This is a genomic window from Pseudomonas marginalis, from assembly GCF_008692035.1.
Lineage (GTDB): Bacteria > Pseudomonadota > Gammaproteobacteria > Pseudomonadales > Pseudomonadaceae > Aquipseudomonas > Aquipseudomonas marginalis.
The window spans coordinates 141246-158908 of record NZ_VTFG01000001.1 but is presented as its reverse complement, the minus strand read 5'-3'; the positions used below and the strand labels follow the sequence as shown (position 1 = coordinate 158908).

Annotated in this window: 17 protein-coding genes; 10 read left to right on the top strand and 7 right to left on the bottom strand. The window is 59.0% G+C overall.

Annotated elements, in window-relative coordinates; genetic code table 11:
* Window positions 1-37: 37 nt before the first annotated feature.
* Window positions 38-1183: a MalY/PatB family protein gene (locus tag FX984_RS00655; RefSeq protein WP_027607925.1), complete on the top strand. Its 1146-nt coding sequence runs from the start codon at window positions 38-40 to the stop codon at window positions 1181-1183.
* A 47-nt stretch (window positions 1184-1230) separates the two neighbouring features.
* On the opposite strand, the gene FX984_RS00650 is transcribed toward FX984_RS00655, so the two are convergent.
* The gene (locus tag FX984_RS00650) at window positions 1231-1446 is read right to left on the bottom strand and encodes a TOBE domain-containing protein (RefSeq protein ID WP_003173733.1); all 216 of its coding nucleotides are present in this window, start codon (window positions 1444-1446) and stop codon (window positions 1231-1233) included.
* 340 nt (window positions 1447-1786) lie between these two features.
* On the opposite strand from FX984_RS00650, the gene FX984_RS00645 reads away from it, so the two are divergent.
* The 3 genes from FX984_RS00645 to FX984_RS00635 are packed head-to-tail and all read left to right on the top strand — an operon-like array spanning window position 1787 to window position 4309.
* Window positions 1787-2758, top strand: a complete 972-nt coding sequence (locus FX984_RS00645) for an aliphatic sulfonate ABC transporter substrate-binding protein (protein ID WP_027607926.1) — start codon at window positions 1787-1789, stop codon at window positions 2756-2758.
* Between the two features lie 10 nt (window positions 2759-2768).
* Complete coding sequence (locus FX984_RS00640; RefSeq protein ID WP_027607927.1) at window positions 2769-3596, top strand: ABC transporter permease; 828 nt, start codon at window positions 2769-2771, stop codon at window positions 3594-3596.
* Window positions 3593-4309 carry an ABC transporter ATP-binding protein gene (locus FX984_RS00635; RefSeq protein WP_027607928.1) on the top strand — a complete coding sequence of 239 codons (717 nt, stop codon included), beginning with the start codon at window positions 3593-3595 and terminating at the stop codon, window positions 4307-4309. Before FX984_RS00640 ends, FX984_RS00635 begins: the two co-directional genes overlap by 4 nt.
* Window positions 4310-4624: 315 nt before the next feature.
* Here FX984_RS00635 and FX984_RS00630 read toward each other — a convergent pair whose 3' ends face one another.
* The 4 genes from FX984_RS00630 to FX984_RS00615 all read right to left on the bottom strand — a co-directional run bounded on the left by FX984_RS00630 (window position 4625) and on the right by FX984_RS00615 (window position 8301).
* Window positions 4625-5542 carry a DUF4880 domain-containing protein gene (locus tag FX984_RS00630; RefSeq protein WP_146476483.1) on the bottom strand — a complete coding sequence of 306 codons (918 nt, stop codon included), beginning with the start codon at window positions 5540-5542 and terminating at the stop codon, window positions 4625-4627.
* The gene (locus tag FX984_RS00625) at window positions 5539-6057 is read right to left on the bottom strand and encodes a sigma-70 family RNA polymerase sigma factor (protein ID WP_146476484.1); all 519 of its coding nucleotides are present in this window, start codon (window positions 6055-6057) and stop codon (window positions 5539-5541) included. Before FX984_RS00625 ends, FX984_RS00630 begins: the two co-directional genes overlap by 4 nt.
* A gap of 91 nt (window positions 6058-6148) precedes the next feature.
* Window positions 6149-6766: an LbetaH domain-containing protein gene (locus FX984_RS00620; protein WP_146476485.1), complete on the bottom strand. Its 618-nt coding sequence runs from the start codon at window positions 6764-6766 to the stop codon at window positions 6149-6151.
* Window positions 6767-6855: 89 nt separating this feature from the next.
* The gene (locus FX984_RS00615; RefSeq protein WP_027607932.1) at window positions 6856-8301 is read right to left on the bottom strand and encodes a mechanosensitive ion channel family protein; all 1446 of its coding nucleotides are present in this window, start codon (window positions 8299-8301) and stop codon (window positions 6856-6858) included.
* A 335-nt stretch (window positions 8302-8636) separates the two neighbouring features.
* Between FX984_RS00615 and proC the strand changes: the two genes are divergently transcribed.
* The 4 genes from proC to solA all read left to right on the top strand — a co-directional run bounded on the left by proC (window position 8637) and on the right by solA (window position 12369).
* Complete coding sequence (gene proC, locus FX984_RS00610) at window positions 8637-9443, top strand: pyrroline-5-carboxylate reductase (protein ID WP_098479647.1); 807 nt, start codon at window positions 8637-8639, stop codon at window positions 9441-9443.
* Window positions 9444-9445: 2 nt separating this feature from the next.
* The gene (locus FX984_RS00605) at window positions 9446-10303 is read left to right on the top strand and encodes a methyltransferase (protein ID WP_098479648.1); all 858 of its coding nucleotides are present in this window, start codon (window positions 9446-9448) and stop codon (window positions 10301-10303) included.
* Between the two features lie 6 nt (window positions 10304-10309).
* A complete protein-coding gene (locus FX984_RS00600) occupies window positions 10310-11107 on the top strand; it encodes an EamA family transporter (RefSeq protein WP_146476486.1) in 798 nt (265 codons plus the stop codon).
* Between the two features lie 110 nt (window positions 11108-11217).
* Complete coding sequence (solA, locus tag FX984_RS00595) at window positions 11218-12369, top strand: N-methyl-L-tryptophan oxidase (protein ID WP_146476487.1); 1152 nt, start codon at window positions 11218-11220, stop codon at window positions 12367-12369.
* 219 nt (window positions 12370-12588) lie between these two features.
* On the opposite strand, the gene FX984_RS00590 is transcribed toward solA, so the two are convergent.
* Window positions 12589-13455 carry a pirin family protein gene (locus FX984_RS00590; protein WP_027607933.1) on the bottom strand — a complete coding sequence of 289 codons (867 nt, stop codon included), beginning with the start codon at window positions 13453-13455 and terminating at the stop codon, window positions 12589-12591.
* Between the two features lie 179 nt (window positions 13456-13634).
* Here FX984_RS00590 and FX984_RS00585 point away from each other — a divergent pair, with 179 nt between their 5' ends.
* Together FX984_RS00585 and FX984_RS00580 are read left to right on the top strand one after the other, a co-directional pair.
* Window positions 13635-14378 carry a response regulator gene (locus FX984_RS00585; protein WP_027607934.1) on the top strand — a complete coding sequence of 248 codons (744 nt, stop codon included), beginning with the start codon at window positions 13635-13637 and terminating at the stop codon, window positions 14376-14378.
* A 20-nt stretch (window positions 14379-14398) separates the two neighbouring features.
* Entirely contained in the window at window positions 14399-15718 is a 1320-nt protein-coding gene (locus FX984_RS00580) for a sensor histidine kinase (protein WP_175472338.1), read from the top strand.
* On the opposite strand, the gene FX984_RS00575 is transcribed toward FX984_RS00580, so the two are convergent.
* The gene (locus tag FX984_RS00575) at window positions 15715-17655 is read right to left on the bottom strand and encodes a TonB-dependent receptor domain-containing protein (RefSeq protein ID WP_146476488.1); all 1941 of its coding nucleotides are present in this window, start codon (window positions 17653-17655) and stop codon (window positions 15715-15717) included. The genes FX984_RS00580 and FX984_RS00575 overlap by 4 nt on opposite strands.
* Between the last annotated feature and the right edge of the window lie 8 nt (window positions 17656-17663).

Below are 17663 nucleotides of genomic sequence, written 5' to 3'. Positions count from 1 at the left end.
GCCATTCCCGCCTGCCCTCCCTGACACGAGCCCCTTCATGAGCTTTGATTTCGACACGATCCACCCCCGCCTCGGCACCGGCAGCACCAAGTGGAACCGCTACCCGGCCGATGTGTTGCCGATGTGGATCGCCGACATGGACATCGCCGCGCCGCCCGCCGTGCTGCAGGCCCTGCACGCGCGCCTCGACCAGCAGATTCTCGGCTACAGCGTGGCCGGCCCGGATGTACGCGAGGCCATCGTGGCCGACCTGTGGGCCAAGTACGCCTGGCGCGTGCAGCCCGACGACCTGCTGTTCCTGCCCGGCGTTGAGCCTGGCTTCAATATGGCGCTGCACGCCTTCGTCCAACCGGGCCAGCCGGTGGTGCTGCAAACCCCCAACTACCGGCCGATTCGCCTGGCGCCCGGCCACTGGAACCTGCCGCGCATCGAAGTACCGTTCGAATTGAACAACGCTGAATACGTCACCCCCATGCCCGCCCTGCGCGAGGCCCTGAGCGGCGCCGGCGCACTGCTGCTGAGCAACCCGCACAACCCGATCGGCAAGGTCTTCCCCCGCGAAGAACTGCTGGCCCTGGCCACTGCCTGCCTGGAAAACGGCGCGCTGATCATCAGCGACGAAATCCACGCCGAACTGTGCTTCGACGGCCGCCGCCACATCCCCACCGCCAGCCTTAGCCCTGAGATTGCCCAGCGCACCATCACGCTGATGTCGGCGAGCAAGGCCTACAACGTGGCCGGCCTGAAGACCTGCTTTGCGGTGATCCAGAACGCCGAGATCCGCGAGCGCTTCAACCAGGCCCGCTGCGGCATGGTCGACAGCGTCAGCCCCCTGGGGCTGGAAGCCACCCGCGCTGCCTACAGCCAGTGCGGTGAATGGCTCGACGCGCTGAAGCACTACCTGCAAGCCAACCGCGATTACCTTCTCGACGCCGTGCAAACCCGTTTGCCCGGCGTGGTGATGCATGCGCCGCAAGGCACCTTCCTCGCCTGGCTGGACTGCAGCGCCCTGGGCCTGGACGACCCACAGCAGTTCTTCCTCGAACAGGCCAAGGTCGGGCTGAGTGCGGGGATCGAATTCGGTGACGACAGCCAGCAGTTCGTGCGCCTGAACTTCGGCTGCCCACGGGCTTTGCTGGAAGAGGGTCTGCAACGTATGGAGCGTGCGCTGCAGCAACGCTGAGGCAGGCTTTATGGATGTGGGAGCAGCGCTCCCACATCCGGTGGGCTTCACAGCTTGGCGATGGACACTTCGGTGGACTTCACGAAGGCAATCACTTCGCTGCCCACCTTCAATTCCAGGTCACGCACCGAGCGGGTGGTGATCACCGAGGTGACGATGCCGGACGCGGTTTGCACGTCGATTTCGGACACCACCTCCCCCAGCAGGATTTCCTTGATCACACCCTTGAACTGGTTGCGCACGTTGATCGCTTTAATGGTCATGTCGGCTTTCCTTTTGGCTGTTGGGTCAATCCGCACGAATGCGCAGGCCCTCAAAGTGCGCCATCACGCAGAACATTAAAAGGAATATATAACTCTTTATTTATTCCATAAAAATATATGCGCACTGTTGCCCCACCAACAGCCGATCAACAATTTGCTACCCCCGTAGCAGCTGCGGATTTGGATAAGGCGATATTTACGGTTAAGACGATCTCTACGCGGGGTAGCGGTAACCTTGGCATAGAGACTGCATATTCCTGTAAAGCATGATGAGACATTAAAAATCATCTTTCTGAATATAAGAAAAGCCTTCTCTCAACGCCTTGTCCGGAGCTGTTCCATGAAACCCTTCACCCAGCGTCTACTCGGCGCCTGCGCCCTCATCCTGAGCCTGCAGGCACATGCCTATGCCGCCGAAACCGATCCCGCCGAAGTCAACCTCGACTACGCCTACTACTCGCCGGTCAGCCTGGTGCTCAAGCACTTCGGCTGGCTGGAACAGGCCCTGCCCCACAGCAAGGTCGGCTGGGTACTCAGCCAGGGCAGCAACCGCTCCCTGGAATACCTCAACAGCGGCGGCGTGGATTTCGCTTCGTCCGCCAGCTTGTCCGCCGTGTTGAGCCGCGCCAATGGCAGCCCGATCAAATCGGTGTACGTCTACAGCCGCGCCGAGTGGACCGCCCTGGTGGTGCGCAAGGACTCGCCGCTCAACAGCGTCAGCGACCTGAAGGGCAAGAAAATCGCCGCGACCAAAGGCACCGACCCGTACCTGTTCACCCTGCGCAGCCTGCAACAGGCCGGGCTGAAAAAAGACGACGTGGAACTGGTGCACCTGCAACACCCGGACGGCCGCACCGCCCTGGAAAAAGGTGACGTGGACGCCTGGGCCGGCCTCGACCCGCACATGGCCGCGAGTGAAATCCAGGCCGGTTCGCGCCTGCTGTACCGCAACAAGGATTTCAACAGCTATGGCGTGGTGAGCGTCACCGAGCAGTTCGCCAAGGCGCACCCACAGACCATCACCAAGGTGCTCGGGGCGTATGAAAAAGCCCGGGATTGGGCGGTGAAGCACCCCGATGAATTCGCCAGGTTGCTGGCGGATGAATCCGGCCTGCCGCTGGAAGTGGCCAAGCTGCAATTGTCGCGCACCGATCTGAGCACGCCGTTGTTGAGCGCCAAGGATGTGCAGTCGTCGAAGGCGGCGGCGCCGATCCTGGTGTCCGAGGAATTGGTGCGTCGCGGGGTGAATGTGGACCAGGTGATCGATCAACTGATCGACCCTTCGTTCGGCCAAACCCTGTCGAAGCAATAAGGGGCGCGCGATGACCAGCAAAAGCCAGGCATTGCCCCTTCCGGTCCCCGCGGTCAGCCAGCGCAGCGCCTGGCCACGACGGTTCAAAGGCCTGGTCCTGCCGGTGCTGATACTGTTGATCCTGGAAGTGGTCGTGCGGGTGGGCTGGCTGCCGTCCTACCAGATGCCGGCCCCCAGCGAGATCGCCGTGACCCTCACCGACCTGGCCGAGGGCGCCTTGTGGAAACACATCAGCGCCAGCCTCGCCCGCGTGCTGCTGGGCTTTGCCATCGGCGCCAGCCTGGCCCTGGTGTTTGCCGCCTGGGTCGGTTTGAGCCGTGAAGCCGAAGCCTACCTGGAGCCGACCTTCGCCGGCCTGCGTTCGATCCCGAGCCTGGCCTGGGTGCCCTTGCTGCTGCTTTGGCTGGGCATCGATGAAACCTCGAAGATTGTGCTGATCGCCATTGGCGCGTTTTTCCCGGTGTACCTCAATGGCGTCGCGGCGATTCGCGATATTGATCGCAAGCTGGTGGAAGTCGGGCAAATGTACGGTTTCAGTCGCCGCCGCCTGGTGCGCCGGATCCTGCTGCCCGCGGCCCTGCCCGGCCTGTTCACCGGGCTGCGCAGTGGCTTGAGCCTGGCGTGGATGTTCCTCGTGGCGGCCGAACTGATCGCGGCGACCAAGGGTTTGGGTTACCTGCTCAGCGATGGGCGGGAAACCTCACGGCCCGACATTGTGCTGGCCGCCATCATCGTATTGGCGCTACTGGGCAAGGTCAGCGACGGCCTGCTCGCGGCGCTGGAGAAACGCTGCCTGGCCTGGCGCGACACCTTCACCGGCCAAGGAGCGGAACAATGAGTACGCAGCCGTTATTGGACATTCGGGTGGAGCGTAAAAGCTTTGCCAGCACCACCGTGTTGAAAGACGTACGCCTGGCCTTGCAGCCGCGCGAAGCGGTCAGCCTTCTGGGCCCCAGTGGCTGTGGCAAAAGTACCCTGCTGCGGATCGTCGCCGGGTTGGAAAAGGACTTCCAGGGCGAACTGCGCAGCCCTGACGGCGACGTGGCGTTCGTGTTCCAGGAACCGCGCCTGATGCCCTGGCTCACGGTGGAGCAGAACATTGGTTTCAGCGATGACAACCGCTACGACAGGGCCTGGGTCACACAATTGATCGAGGAAGTCGGCCTCAAGGGCTTCGCCCAGGCGCTGCCCAAGGCGTTGTCCGGCGGCATGGCACAGCGGGTGGCGATCGCACGCGGCCTGTATTCACGTCCGCAGGTGTTGCTGCTCGACGAACCGTTCAGTGCGGTGGATGCCTTCACCCGCATGAAGCTCCAGGACTTGCTGCTGCAACTGGCCGCGCACCACGCCATCGCCCTGTTGCTGGTGACCCATGATGTGGACGAAGCGCTGTACCTGAGTGACCGGGTGCTGGTGATGGACAACCGGCCCAGCAGCATCCGCCAGGAGCTGACGATCGACCTGCCGCACCCGAGGGATCGGCGTGATCCGTTGCTGGCCCGGCTCAAGGCGCGGGCCTTGACCGAGTTGCAGCGTGCCCACGTGATCTGAGGACTACTCGTAACCTGTGGCAATCCCGCTCACCACAATAAGCTTGCGCAAGCTCACCCGATAACGCATTCGAGATTGCACCTCCACGCCCCACGTGATCTGAGGACTACTCGTAACCTGTGGTGAGCGGGCTTGCCCCGCGCTGGGCTGCGAAGCAGACCCAAAACCAGGCGCTGCGGTTTACCTGACAGAACACAGGGAGCCTGATTGGGGCTGCTGCGCAGCCCAGCGCGGGGCAAGCCCGCTCACCACAGCAAGCCCGCTCAGCACAATAAGCTTGTTCACCGCAACAAGCAGGCTGGCCACAAAACCGCATCATGCCGCCTTGCGCAGGCTCACCCAATAGCGGGTTCGAGCTTGCACCTCCAGCCCCAGGGTCGAGGCCAGCAGGTTGAGGATGCGGTCGGTGTCATCCAGGCGAAAACTGCCGGTCACCCGCAGCGTTTCCAGGCTGGGATCCCAGCGCAATACGCCCGGACGATAGCGTTCCAGCTCGCGCAGAAAATCCCCCAGCAACTGGTTCTGTGCGGTCAACACGCCGTCGCGCCAGCCTAATTGCAGCACATCGAAGGGCACCGAGGCGCCAAGCCCGGCGGCTTTCAACGGCGCTTGCTGGCCCCCCTGCAATGTCGCCAGGTTTGCGCGCAAATCACGCACCTGCACCGTGCCCTTGAGCACCGACACCAGGCAGCCGGAAGGCAGTTGACGCACGCACACCTCGGCCTGGCTGACGAGCAATTGGCCGTAGCGGGTTTGCACCGTCATCGCCGCCGTACCCGGAACGTTCAGCGCCAGCTCACCGTCGACCAGGGTGATGCGCCGTTGTGCCAGGTCCACGTCTACGGCTGTAGCGGTATTGAGTTGCAGGCTGCCCCCCTCGGCCAACGGCAGGCGTTTGCGTTCGCCGGTAGCGGTGTGCAAATCGGCACGCCAGGCGTCGATGGGCAACTGGCGGCTGATCAGCCAGGCCGCCGGCACCAGCGCCGCCCCCCCCAGGGCGCGCTTGAGCACGGCACGTCGCCCCGGTTGCGGGCGGTCGAGGCTGGCCATGGCGAGCGCCTGGGGCAAATCGCTGAAACGCTGGCGCAGGGTTTGGGCTCTTTGCCAGGTCTGTTCATGCTGGGGATGGCTGTCGCGCCAGTGCTGCAAGGCGACGTGATCGCGCTCGGTGGCCGCGCCGGATTCGAGCAGCGCCAGCCACTGGGCGGCGGCGCGCGCGACGTCGCGGCTCACAGCTCCACCAGCAGGCAATGCTCGTAGGCCTGGGCCATGTAGCGCTTCACCGTACGTTCGGACACGTCAAGGCGCTCGGCAATCTCGCGGTAACCCAGGCCTTCCAGCTGGCTCCATAGAAACGCACGGCGCACCAGCACGGGCAAGCCGTCGAGCAATTCATCCAGGGCTTGCAGGGTTTCCAGCACCAGCCAGCGCTGTTCGGGCGACGGCACACAGGTGTCGGGCAAGGTGGCCAGGGCATTCAGATACGCCTGTTCCAAACTGCGGCGCTGATGAAAATTCACCAGCAGGCGCTTGCCCACCGTTACCAGGTACGCCCGGGGTTCCTGCATCTGCGCAATCGGCTGCGCACTGGCAAGCACCCGCAGGAACGTATCCTGGCTCAGGTCGGCCGCATCCCAGGCGTTGCCCAGGCGCCGCCGCAGCCAGCTTTCCAGCCAACTGCGATGGTCACGGTACAAGCTCGATAGCGTCAGTTCAGAAGCGTGCGTGGGGACAACAGCATCAGTCATGGCAACAACCTGCACGGCGCGATTGAGTCTCAAATGAGATTCATTCTATTTAATATCGTGCCGGGACACCATGATCTTTTCAACTTCGCGTTTATACCGACGCCTCGGCATCAAAAACCCGCCCACGCCCCACGACACTGCCTGGCACCAACAGCGCCCCAGGCGCCAGCACCGCGTTAGCGCCGATCCGGCATTGATCCCCCAGCAACGCGCCGAACTTGTCGCAGCCGCTGCGCTGCAACACCCCGTCAACCCGTACCAGTACTTCCTTGTCGTCCCGCTCGTTGCGGTAGTTGGCGACGATACTTCCCGCCTCGAGGTTGACCCCATGGCCCAGCACTGAATCACCGACAAAGTTGAAGTGAGCCAGTTTGCTGCCGCTGAACATGAAGGTGGTTTTCAGTTCGGCGCCGGGGCCGATGATGCAGTGCTCATCCACCCAGCACCCACCGCGCAGCAGCGAGCCGCTGGCGATAAAGCAATGGGCGCCGATGATCAGGGGCGGCTTGAGCAAGGCACCGGGTTCGACGATGGCGGTACGGTGGATGGCGACTTCGTCGTGCACGCGGTAGTCGTCGGCCGGCAGTTCGGCGAGCATCTGACGAACAACGGCCGGCGCCTGGGCGACCAGGGCCCAGGGCGCCAGGCCGGCCCACGGGGCCAAGGGGGATTGAGCAAGGTTGGCGATGTAGTCGGTGAGTCGAATCAAGGTCGAGCCCTCACGTGGTCAGAGACAGTCAAGAAACCCACATTGGCGATCATTCGACCTCGAGTACAGCACTTCCAGGCCCTCGCCTCTCACAGACCGCGCTTGCGCAACCACTGCAAAAAGCCCTTTTTCACCGGCACCACCGGCGCTTCCTGGGTCAGGACCTGGGCGGCGTGCAGGCGGAAATCCAGCAGCGCCTTCATCGCCTCGCCGATGTCGTGACGCGCGTCCAGGCACGGTTTCAAGTATTCATTCTCGATGCGGTACAGCGTGCAGAAGGTCTTGGCGGAAAAGTCCGCCAGCGCGGCCTGGTCGGACAAGATCCCGGCCTCGCCAATCACTTCTCCCGGCCCCATGCGCCCGGCTTCGAATACATGGCCGCCCTTGGTCAACATCACCGAAACCACACCGGACTCGACGATAAACAAATGATCGCTGACCTCCCCCGCCGGCAGGATCATCTCGCCGGCGCGGTAGGTGTGCAGGGTCATGTTCTGGCTGAAGGTGTCTTTCTCTTCCTGGCGCAGGGTGGAGAAAATCGACGACCGCTCCAGCAACGCCCGCGCGGCGGACATGGCCGGCGGCGCGCTGCTTTCGGTGGCGGACAGCACAGCCACGCCCGCCGCCTGCAGGTGCCGGAACGCCAGGTCATAGAGCTGGTTGCGCACCTCGCGCTTGAGGGCCATGGCTGGCACGAAGCCGCTGATTTCATACTCCACGCCGCCACTGGCAGAGGTCTTGAACGCCACGCTCGGCGCCGGCTTGGCCAACAGTGGCCGACACCCCTGCATCGCACGCTCCAGCGCCTCGATCACGGTTTGCGGGCGCGCATGGGGGCTGACCTGCAGGCTGACCGCCAGGCCGAACATATCCGCCGGGCGCGAAAAGTTGATGATCTTGGCCTTGGCCGCCAGGGAGTTGGGGATCACCGCCAGGCTGCCCTGGGAGGTTTGCAGGCGCGTGGCGCGCCAGTCGATGTCGGTGACCCGCCCTTCGGTGCCGTCGATGGAGATCCAGTCATCGATCTGATAAGGCTTGGTGGTGTTGAGCACGATCCCGGAAAACACATCGCTGAGGGTACTTTGCAACGCCAGGCCGACGATGATCGCCACCGCGCCGGAGGTGGCCAGCACGCCCTTGACCGGCAGGTCGAGCACGTAGGCCATGGCGGCGATGATCGCGATGAGGAAAATCACCGCGCCCATCAAGTCCTGCAACAACCGCCCGGTGTGACCCACCCGCTGCATCATCACCGCGCCCAGCAACACCGTCAGCGTGCGCGCCGCAAACAGCCACCAGCCGATCTGCAGGGCCGTGGCGGCCAGGTGCAAGGCGGTACTGTCGGCATAGGGCGCAAGTTGCATGGGGTTCATGCCGTCGTTGAACAGCACGGCACTGAACACGGCAAAAATCGCCAGTCGCGCAGCCAGCTTCCAATTGGCCAGGTCGGCAGAGATCAGGCGCCACACGGCGATGTCGATAAAGATCAGCGCCACGGCGCACAGCATCGGGTGATCAGCGATAAATGAGGGCATCCAGGCGACTCCAGGGCGAATGACGGGAAGATCGCATGAAATAGAGGTTGCGGGTATAGCGCAGAAAAAATATTCGGGCAATGGCACAGTGATTCGAAAACCACAGACAGGAGAGTTTTAACTGAGGGGTATTAGCATATACAACTTCCTTCAGATAATTCTGAAGAAGCGTCTAAACACATTACAAACATCACGAACAATTCAAACCACTCAGTCTAAACACGCTCACGATCCAAGACCAAAAGAAATGTACTACATGTCTTTGGGACGTGATTGCTTTGAAAATAACAAAATTTAGTACGAGGCTGTAAGCGAAAGCCAATAGGAAATTAATCATGACCATAGCAAAAGACGTTTCAATTATTGGGGCGGGCCATATGGGGTATGCAATCGCTACCGGTTTAATACAATCATCTCCAAACATATCGATAGCAGCTATTGACCTTGATCATGTCCACGACAAAGAAATGGAAGATATGGGCATCCATGTACTAAACAGCTTGCCAGAGCACTCAGCTTCGAAAGTCATGATTCTGGCCATCCCACCCCAAGCATTTATAAAATTCGCAGAAATCAATTCGCAGATTAAGCATCATGCCGGAATAACAGTTTCAGTCATGGCAGGAATCAATCTATCTGATCTAGTAGGCCATCTTGAAACCTCCCAAGTCTGCCGAGCCATTCCAAATCTTTCTTGCGCTGTCAACGAAGGCATGAGTGTATTAATGTACGCACCCCGAACTATGCAGAAAAACAGGCGAGTCGTTAACGAACTATTCTCGAAACTCGGTAGTTTTCTCATCGTGGAAGAGGAAAAGCTCATTGACGATGCCACAGCGTTGGTAGGCGGAGGTCCCGCCTACGTTTCTTACTTTGCACAAGCTCTTATTGAGTACGCTTTGATGGCAGGCTTCGACAAACCTGACGCTTATTCCATGGTTGCGCAAACTCTGCGAGGATCCTCAGCGCTTCTGGAGTCGTATAAAGAGTCGCCAGCAAAAATTTGTGAAAACGTCATGACGCCAAATGGAACAACAGAAAAAGCCATAAGTTTTTTCAAGGAGAAAAAGGTACAAGCAATCATTATGGACGGGCTGAAATACGCCTGTGCACGCTCAAGAGAACTTGGACGGAGACCTTAGGTATGCTGGGATTAATTGATCATGGCTCGGCAGGTAATTTTCACGTTGAAAATAACTGCAAGAAATGTCTTGATGAGCCCTATAAAATTTATTTTGGCTTAGGGCAAAGCGTGAGCCTGACTCAGGCTCCTGACGTCTTTAAAGTGAGCCGTGCAGGCATAAGACTAGGAAATTACCTAGTACAATCATTAAATCCAAAAAACCTCAATAGCAGTTTTTTGGATATTGGCACAGGAAGTGGAGTCCTTGCGCTATTGATGCGCAAGCTCGGTGGCAATGATATTACAGCTACAGATATCTGCGAAAAATCCATTGCACAGGCAAAAATCAACGAACATCTCAACTTCAAACAACCGACCATTTCCTTTTTTGTGAGTGATTTATTTGATGGTCTTTCGGAACAACGATTCCAAACTATCGTTTTTAACCCTCCTGGTTGGCGAACACCCTCTCGATCACTGATTCAGCGATTGGAAACCCGAGGCCGGACAGGCCAGTTGCCCATACACAGTATGTTCTACGGTGATGAGGTTATAAGCCGCTTTCTTAATGAGTTACCAAAATATCTTAACCCCACAGGGGTAGCAATTGTCGGGTTAAACTCGCTGGTAGGAATACGCGACATTTTGGAAAGGTACAACCAAAAATATAGCAACGCCCTTCCATTAACCTATAAACTAATTGAGCGACACACGCTCCCACTTATTCATTATTCAACGCACTGGAAAGCACTAGAGAAACACTTAAAATTAGAGTTTGAAAAGTGGCAGGCTTTGGATTTAGCCACATACTCCACCGATAAAAATGGCGATATTTACTGGTCATATGAAATTATCGAATTTTCTCATCACCAGAAATAACCGATCATGAGCGCATATAAAACATCTAGATCAACGCACGCGCTTTCCATATTTCTATGTGGACTGGCAAACTTTCTCCTGGGGATCTCATCTCTTTACTGGAGAGAGCTCAGCGATATTTCGCCCATAACATTGATCGCCTATCGAATCACACTATCCGCTGCCATCCTCACTCTTTTCGTCGGTTTGTTTCGTCAAAAAAGAAACATAAAAAAACTCACTATAAAATTAGTTTTTCTACATTGCATTGCTTCGTTACTCATCGCAGTAAATTGGGGATCTTTCATCTGGGCCTCCATTCACGGGCTTTTTTTAGAAAGTGGCCTTGGCTACCTGTTAGCTCCTTTCTTTTCTATTGCCTTAGGGATAACACTTTACCACGAGTCAATCACTTTTAAAAAAGCCCTCTCCGCACTAATCGCACTCAGCCTCATAATCGCGCTAATCATATCCTCCAACAACCTAAACCATTTGACTTACATTATAATTTCCACAACATGGGGGCTTTACACCTACATCAAAAAACTCACCCCCTTAGACATGGTAAGCGGACTGCTTGTAGAAACCATATTCTTAACTGCATGCCTAGCAATAGCTACTCTAGCATTCAGCCTTCCAGTTATGTATCCCAGCGATTTTTTCACCCACTCAAACAAGCTAATCTGGCTGGCGGGCGGAGTATCCATAGTTCCTTTATTAATGCTGTCTTACTCAACAGGAAAAATACCGCTATCCCTAACTGGCCTCCTACAATTCATACTGCCCGCCACGCTTATTTTAGTTTCAATACTCACACACACTTAAAAGACATCAGACACACCACCAGAATAACCACTTATAATAATTAGCATTTTAATCGCCCTCACAACTTATAAAACTACAAGTATCCAAAATTCTAAAAACAGGACTCACAAATGAACAGAAGCTATGACGTTATCGTTATCGGCCTTGGGATTATGGGGGCTGCTGCGTTGTGGAGAGTCGCATCAAAATGCACCCGATCATTAGGAATCGACGCATCCGGCCCCAGCCATTGCCACGGATCCTCCCATGGAGCGTCGAGGATATTTCGCCGGGCGTACTGGGAGGGCGAAAAATATCTTCAACTACTTAATCACGCTGTTTTGCTGTGGAAAGAACTGGAGCAAGTAACTCAAAGACACCTGCTGTTTCGCACGGGAGGAGTTTTCATCGGAGATAAATCCAGCCGTATAGTGTCCGGAAGCATTGAAACCGCGAAAAAGGGAAAAATTGAGCACGAGGTATGGATCGCTTCAGATGCTAGAAAGCATTTGCCAGCATTCAACATACAGGATGAGATGGCAGTTGTTTACGAGCCTGGTGCATATGCAATTTCGGCCAGCGAGGCGAGACTGGCAATGCTGAACGATGCCGTTCTAAATGGCGCTTTCACTGAATTCGGCAACAATGTCGTAAAACTCGAGAAACATGGCACTGGCGTGCGTGTAACGACCAAAAGTGGATGTATTTATTTTGCTGGCTCGGTAATAGTCACAACAGGACCGTGGATCACTACCAACCTTATGCCGGAGCTCACTAGGTTCCTAGAACCACGTCGAGTACCAATTTATTGGTTCAAACCAAAAGCAGGCTGCGAAACTCCATTTTCTCAAGAACAATTTCCCATTTTTCTTTACGAGAGGCAGGATGGCGGACTTCTCTACGGCGTTCCCTCAATAGTCAGTAATGAACCCGACGTAAAAATCGGCTTTCACAATAGGCAGCAAAGTCCCTCGCTCCCCGGCTGGGAAAATGTTCCCGTACAACATAGATATATAACGGAAATCCCCCCAATCATAGAGTCCATATTCCCTAAACTTGAAGGTATCCCGACACAAGCAAAGAACTGTTTCTATACAATGAGTCGCGATGAATCTTTTTTGATAGGACACTCTAAAGCACTGGAGTCAACCTATTTCGCTTCTGCGTGCTCAGGACACGGATTTAAATTTGCGCCGGCTATTGGGGATGCCTTGGCTAATATGGCCATTGGTCAACAAGCAAGCTTTTCGCTGTCAGCTTTTTCAGTCGATCGATTTAACTGAACGTCGCCTAATCTTTAAAGATTAGGGCATCCAGGCGACTCCAGGGCGAATGACGGGAAGATCGCATGAAATGCCGTTACAGGGTATAGCGAAAAAAAGTGGGAGGAGGCTTGCCTCCGATAGCCGAGTGTCAGGTTGAACCTCTGTACCTGATCCACCGCCATCGGGGGCAAGTCGAATCGTCGCACCGCCCCTCCCACATTGGCCTTGTGGCCGACCTTAATCCTGCATCTGTCCGAAACGACCCGATTGGAAATCCGCAAACGCCTGGTGAATCTCCTGCTCGGTATTCATCACAAACGGTCCATGCCCAACGATAGGCTCGTCAATCGGTTCGCCGCTGAGCAGCAGGACCTTGGCGTCGTCGTTGGCCTCCAGGGTGAGTTGGCGGCCGTCGCGTTCGAATAACGCCAGTTGGCCTTGGCGTGCGACTTCTTCGCCATTGACCAGCACCGTGCCGCGCAGGATCACCAGGGCGGTGTTGCGCCCGGCGTGCAGGTCGAGGGTGACGGGCTTGCCGGCGTTGAGGCGCAGGTCCCACACATCGATCGGCGTAAAGGTGCGCGCCGGGCCCTGGGTGCCGGCGAATTCACCGGCGATCAGCCGCAGGTGGCCGGCGTCGTTGGCCAGGGGCAGCAAGGGGATATCGCCGTCGACGATGGTCTGGTAGCCCGCGTCGGCCATTTTGTCCTTGGCGGGCAGGTTGACCCACAGTTGCACCATCTCCAACGCACCGCCGCTGCGGGCGAAGGCGGCGGAGTGGAATTCCTCGTGGAGGATGCCCTTGGCGGCGGTCATCCATTGCACATCGCCCGGGCCGATTTTGCCGCCGGCGCCGGTGGAGTCGCGGTGTTCGACTTCGCCATCGTAGACGATGGTCACGGTTTCAAAACCGCGATGGGGGTGCTGGCCGACGCCGCGACGCTGGTCTGTCGGGGTGAAATCGGCCGGGCCGGCGTGGTCCAGGAGCAGGAATGGGCTGATGTGCTTGCCCATCGAGTCGTAGGAAAACAGCGTACGCACGGGGAAGCCGTCGCCGACCCAATGGGCGCGAGGGCTGGTGTAGATGCCGATGAGTTTTTTCATGGTAGTCCTCCAAAGTGCATACACCTTAAAACTCGCAGCAATTCGGCGCTAGACGGTAAAAACAACCTTGATCGTCCTACCGGCAGGACGATCTACGGCGGCATCCTCACAAAAACAGCGTTAATGATAATGACTCGTAGTAATATCCACCCTCTCCCGCTCAACCCTCGAGGGCTGCAATGCCGTTTGCCCCTGCGCCTGCCGCACCGCGCGTACTGGTGGTGGATGACCACCGCAAGATTCGTGAACCCCTGGCCACGTACCTGCGACGTTACACCTTTGAGGTGCGCACCGCTGAAGACGCGGCCGGCATGTGGCAATTGCTCAAGACCCAGGCGTTCGATGTGGTGGTGCTCGACGTGCTGCTGCCGGATGGCGATGGCTTTGAGTTGTGCAACCAGTTGCATCGGCGCAGCAACACCCCGGTGATCCTGCTGACCGCCCGCGACACTGCCGCCGACCGCATACGCGGCCTGGACCTGGGTGCCGACGATTACGTCACCAAGCCGTTCGAGCCCCGGGAGCTGGTGGCGCGTATCAACAGCGTGCTGCGTCGTCAGGGCCGCGCTACCGGCCCCACCGCGCCCGGCGCCGGCGCACGGGCCTATGAGTTTGCCGGCTGGCACTTCAGTGTGACCAGCGCCACCTTACGCCGCGATGCCCACCCCGACATCCAACTCAGCACCGCTGAAAGCCGGTTGCTGCAGGTGTTCCTCGCCCACCCCAACACCCTGCTGCCCCGCGAACGCTTGATCGACCTCACCGCCGCCGCCGACAGCGATGTCAGCGACCGCGCCATCGACCGGCAAGTCAGCCGCCTGCGCCGCAAGCTGGCCCAGGGCGATGCGGCGCCGGAACTGTTGCGCACCATCTGGGGCGGCGGTTATCTATTGGCCGCCGAGGTCAGCGAATGCACGCCCTGAACCGGCTGTGGCCGCGCACCCTGGCACGGCAATTGAGCCTGTTGTTGTTGTTGGCACTGCTGGCGTCGAACGCCATTGCGATGTTGTTTTTGCAACGCACCGGCAGCCTGATCCACCCGCTGTCGCGCAGTTTCAGCCTGGAACGCCTGGGGATTGCCCATCACACGGCAATCGACCTGACCCCAGGTGAAACCGCGCACCTGCTGGCCGGCATGAGCACCGACGACACGCGCTTCTGGATCGGCCCCACGCCGGAGGTGGCGCCGTTTGCGCAACGCCCGGAAGAACAGCGCCTGGCCAACGAGCTGCGCCGCCAATTACAGCTGGATAACAGCGCCGCCATTGGCATGCAGTTGGAACGCATCAGCGGCGCCGACGCCCGCACCCATGTGTTCAGCCCCGCCGGCTGGGCGCCGTTGCGCCTGCGCAGCAGCGTGCCGCTGCCCAACGGTACCTACCTGAATGCCGTGCAATACCCCGCCGGCGCCTATGAATGGGGTCGCGTCCTGGCTTACAGCCTGCCGGTGACCACACTGCCGGTGCTGCTGATCGTGATGTTTTTCATTGCCCGCGTGGTGCGCCCGATCAAGACCCTGGCCCAGGCCACCGAGCGCGTCAGCCGCGGTGAATGGATCGCCCCGCTGGCGGAAACCGGCCCACAGGAAGCCCGCGACCTCACTGCCGCCTTCAACACCATGCAGGTCAACCTCGCACGGCATGTCGAAGGGCGCACGCGGATGCTCGCAGCGGTCAGCCATGACTTGAATACGCCGATCACCGAACTGCGCCTGCAAGTGGAGTTGCTGGAGTCCGGCGCAGCCCGCGATGACATGCTCGAAAGCCTCGGGGAACTGAGTGCGATGGTGCGTGAAACCCTGGATTTCGTGCGCGACGACGCGGTGCAGGAAGCGACTGCCACGCTTTCGTTGAGCGACTTGCTGGATGACCTGGCCAAGCGTTACCAACGCCTGCGACAGCCCGTCACCTGGGCCGGCGCACCCGCGTTGCTGCTGACCTGCCGCCCGCTGGCGCTCAAGCGCGCACTGACCAACCTGATTGACAACGCCCTGCGCCATGCCGGCGACGCCGACCTGAGCCTGGCGCGCGAGGACAACGGTTGGCTGCGCATCGAGATTCTCGACCACGGCCAAGGTCTACCCGAGGCGTGGTTGAGCAAAGTCTTCGAGCCCTTCGTACAACGGGGTGTCAGTGACGGCGGCGTGGGGCTGGGCCTGGCGATCGCACGCTCGTGCATCCAGGCCCATGGCGGTGAACTGGTCTTGGAGAATCGCCCACCGGCCGGCCTGTGCGCGGTGGTACGATTGCCCACAGCGCTCTAGAAGTTGAGCGTGGCGCCCATCCACAGGGTGCGGCCGTAGTTCACCGTGCCATAGGTTTCATCGTCCAGGCGCTTGTCGGTGAGGTTGTTGAGGGAGGCGTTGAGGGTCAACGAATCGCTCACGTCATAGGAGCCGCCCAGGTCGGCGGTGGTGTAGCCCGGCGCCGGTTCGTCGGTGGTGATGGTGTTGCCGGTTTCCTCGCCGTAGTAGCTCAGCGAGGCCCAGGCCTGGGTGCGATCGTTAATAGTCCACTCGGTACGCACATTGGCTTTTTGCTCAGGGGTGAGGGCCAGGGGCGCACCTTTGTTGGCACCGCTTTTCTGCTCGGAGTCGGTGTAGGTGTAGTTGGCCTTGAGCAGCACGCTGGGGTTGATGTCCCATTGGCCGTTGAGCTCAACGCCCTGGATGATCGCCTTGTCGACGTTGACCCGCTCCATGATGGTGTAGCCGTTCCAGCGCCGGTCGGTGGTGACGGTGGAAAGCTTGTCCTGGAAGTCGTTGTAAAACAGCGTCACGCCGCCGGACAGGTTGTCGCGGTTGCTCCACAGCGCCGAGACTTCGTAGTTGGTACTGGTCTCGGGCTTGAGGTCCGGGTTGCCGAACATCACGAAGCGGTTGCGGCGCAGGTAGGCGTAATCCTCGACGACTGCACGCAGTTCGGGGGCCTTAAAGCCACGTGCAACACCGCCCTTGAACGTCCACTGCTCGGTGGCGCGCCACACCCCGTAGACCCGTGGGCTGAGGTGGGCGCCGTACTCTTCGTGCTCATCCAGGCGCAGGCCGGTGGTCAGGGCGAAGTTGTCGGTCATCGACCACTCGTTTTCCGCGAACAGGGCTTTTTGCACCACCGAGAATTTATAGTCGACGCGGTCACCGAGGCCCTGGTTCCAGTCGGTCAGCTCGCTTTTATTCCATTGCACGCCCACGGTGCTGACGTTGTGGGCGGTGGGCACCACCAGCTTGGCGTCGAACACGCTGTTCTTGATCTCGGGTTTGCGCCCGTAGATGTCAGTCTGCGCCGGTGTCGCCTTGCCTTCACGGCTGGAGGTTTCCTGGGACAAGGCAATGTCCGAGGTGGCCCAGCCCCAGCGGCCCTGATGGGACAGCGACCAGTGATCGCGGTTGTTTTCCTGTTCGCGGGTGGCCCAGTTGGCGCTCATGCCGTCGCCATTCTTCAAGCGCGTGGCGCCGGCTTCCAGCAGGATGTCGTGGTCGATAGTGGGGGTGAAGGCCAGGCGCGCGGTGAGGTCGCGGTGGTCAGCCTTGCTGAAGCCATTGGTCTGCTCGATGTCGTCATCGGCCTGGCGGTCCAGGTAGCGGCCCCACACCTGCAAACCGAGGAAATCTTCCTTGAGCGGACCACTGAGGTAGAACTGGGTCTGGCGTGCATTACCCTGGTCGCTGTGCTGGCGCGCCGAGTAGTCGTACCCGACGGAGCCGCCCCAGGTCGGTGAGACCTTGCGCGTGATCACGTTGATCACCCCGCCGATGGCATCCGAGCCGTACAGCGACGACATCGGCCCGCGCACCACTTCAATCCGCTCGATGGCCGCAGCGGGTGGCACGAAGCTCTGTTCATAGCCACTGTTGCCGTTGACCCGCGATTCCCGCGCACTCTGGCGCTTGCCGTCGACCATGATCAGGGTGTAGTCGGCCGGCATGCCACGGATGGAGATGTCGGTTTCATTCGCACCGCCGTTGACGGTGACGCCTTCCACGTCTTTAACCGCGTCGCCGAGGTCGCGGTAGGACTTGCGACGCAGCGCCTCGCCATCGATCACGGTGACCGAGGCCGGCGCGTCTTCCACGCTTTGCGCAAAACCGGATGCAGTCACCACTACATCATTGAGTTCCAGTGCAACAGGCTCATCGGCGTGGGCATGAAGACTGGCGGCCACTAGCAGGGCCAGGGGCGAGAAACGAAAAGCAGGCAGCATGGGCGAAG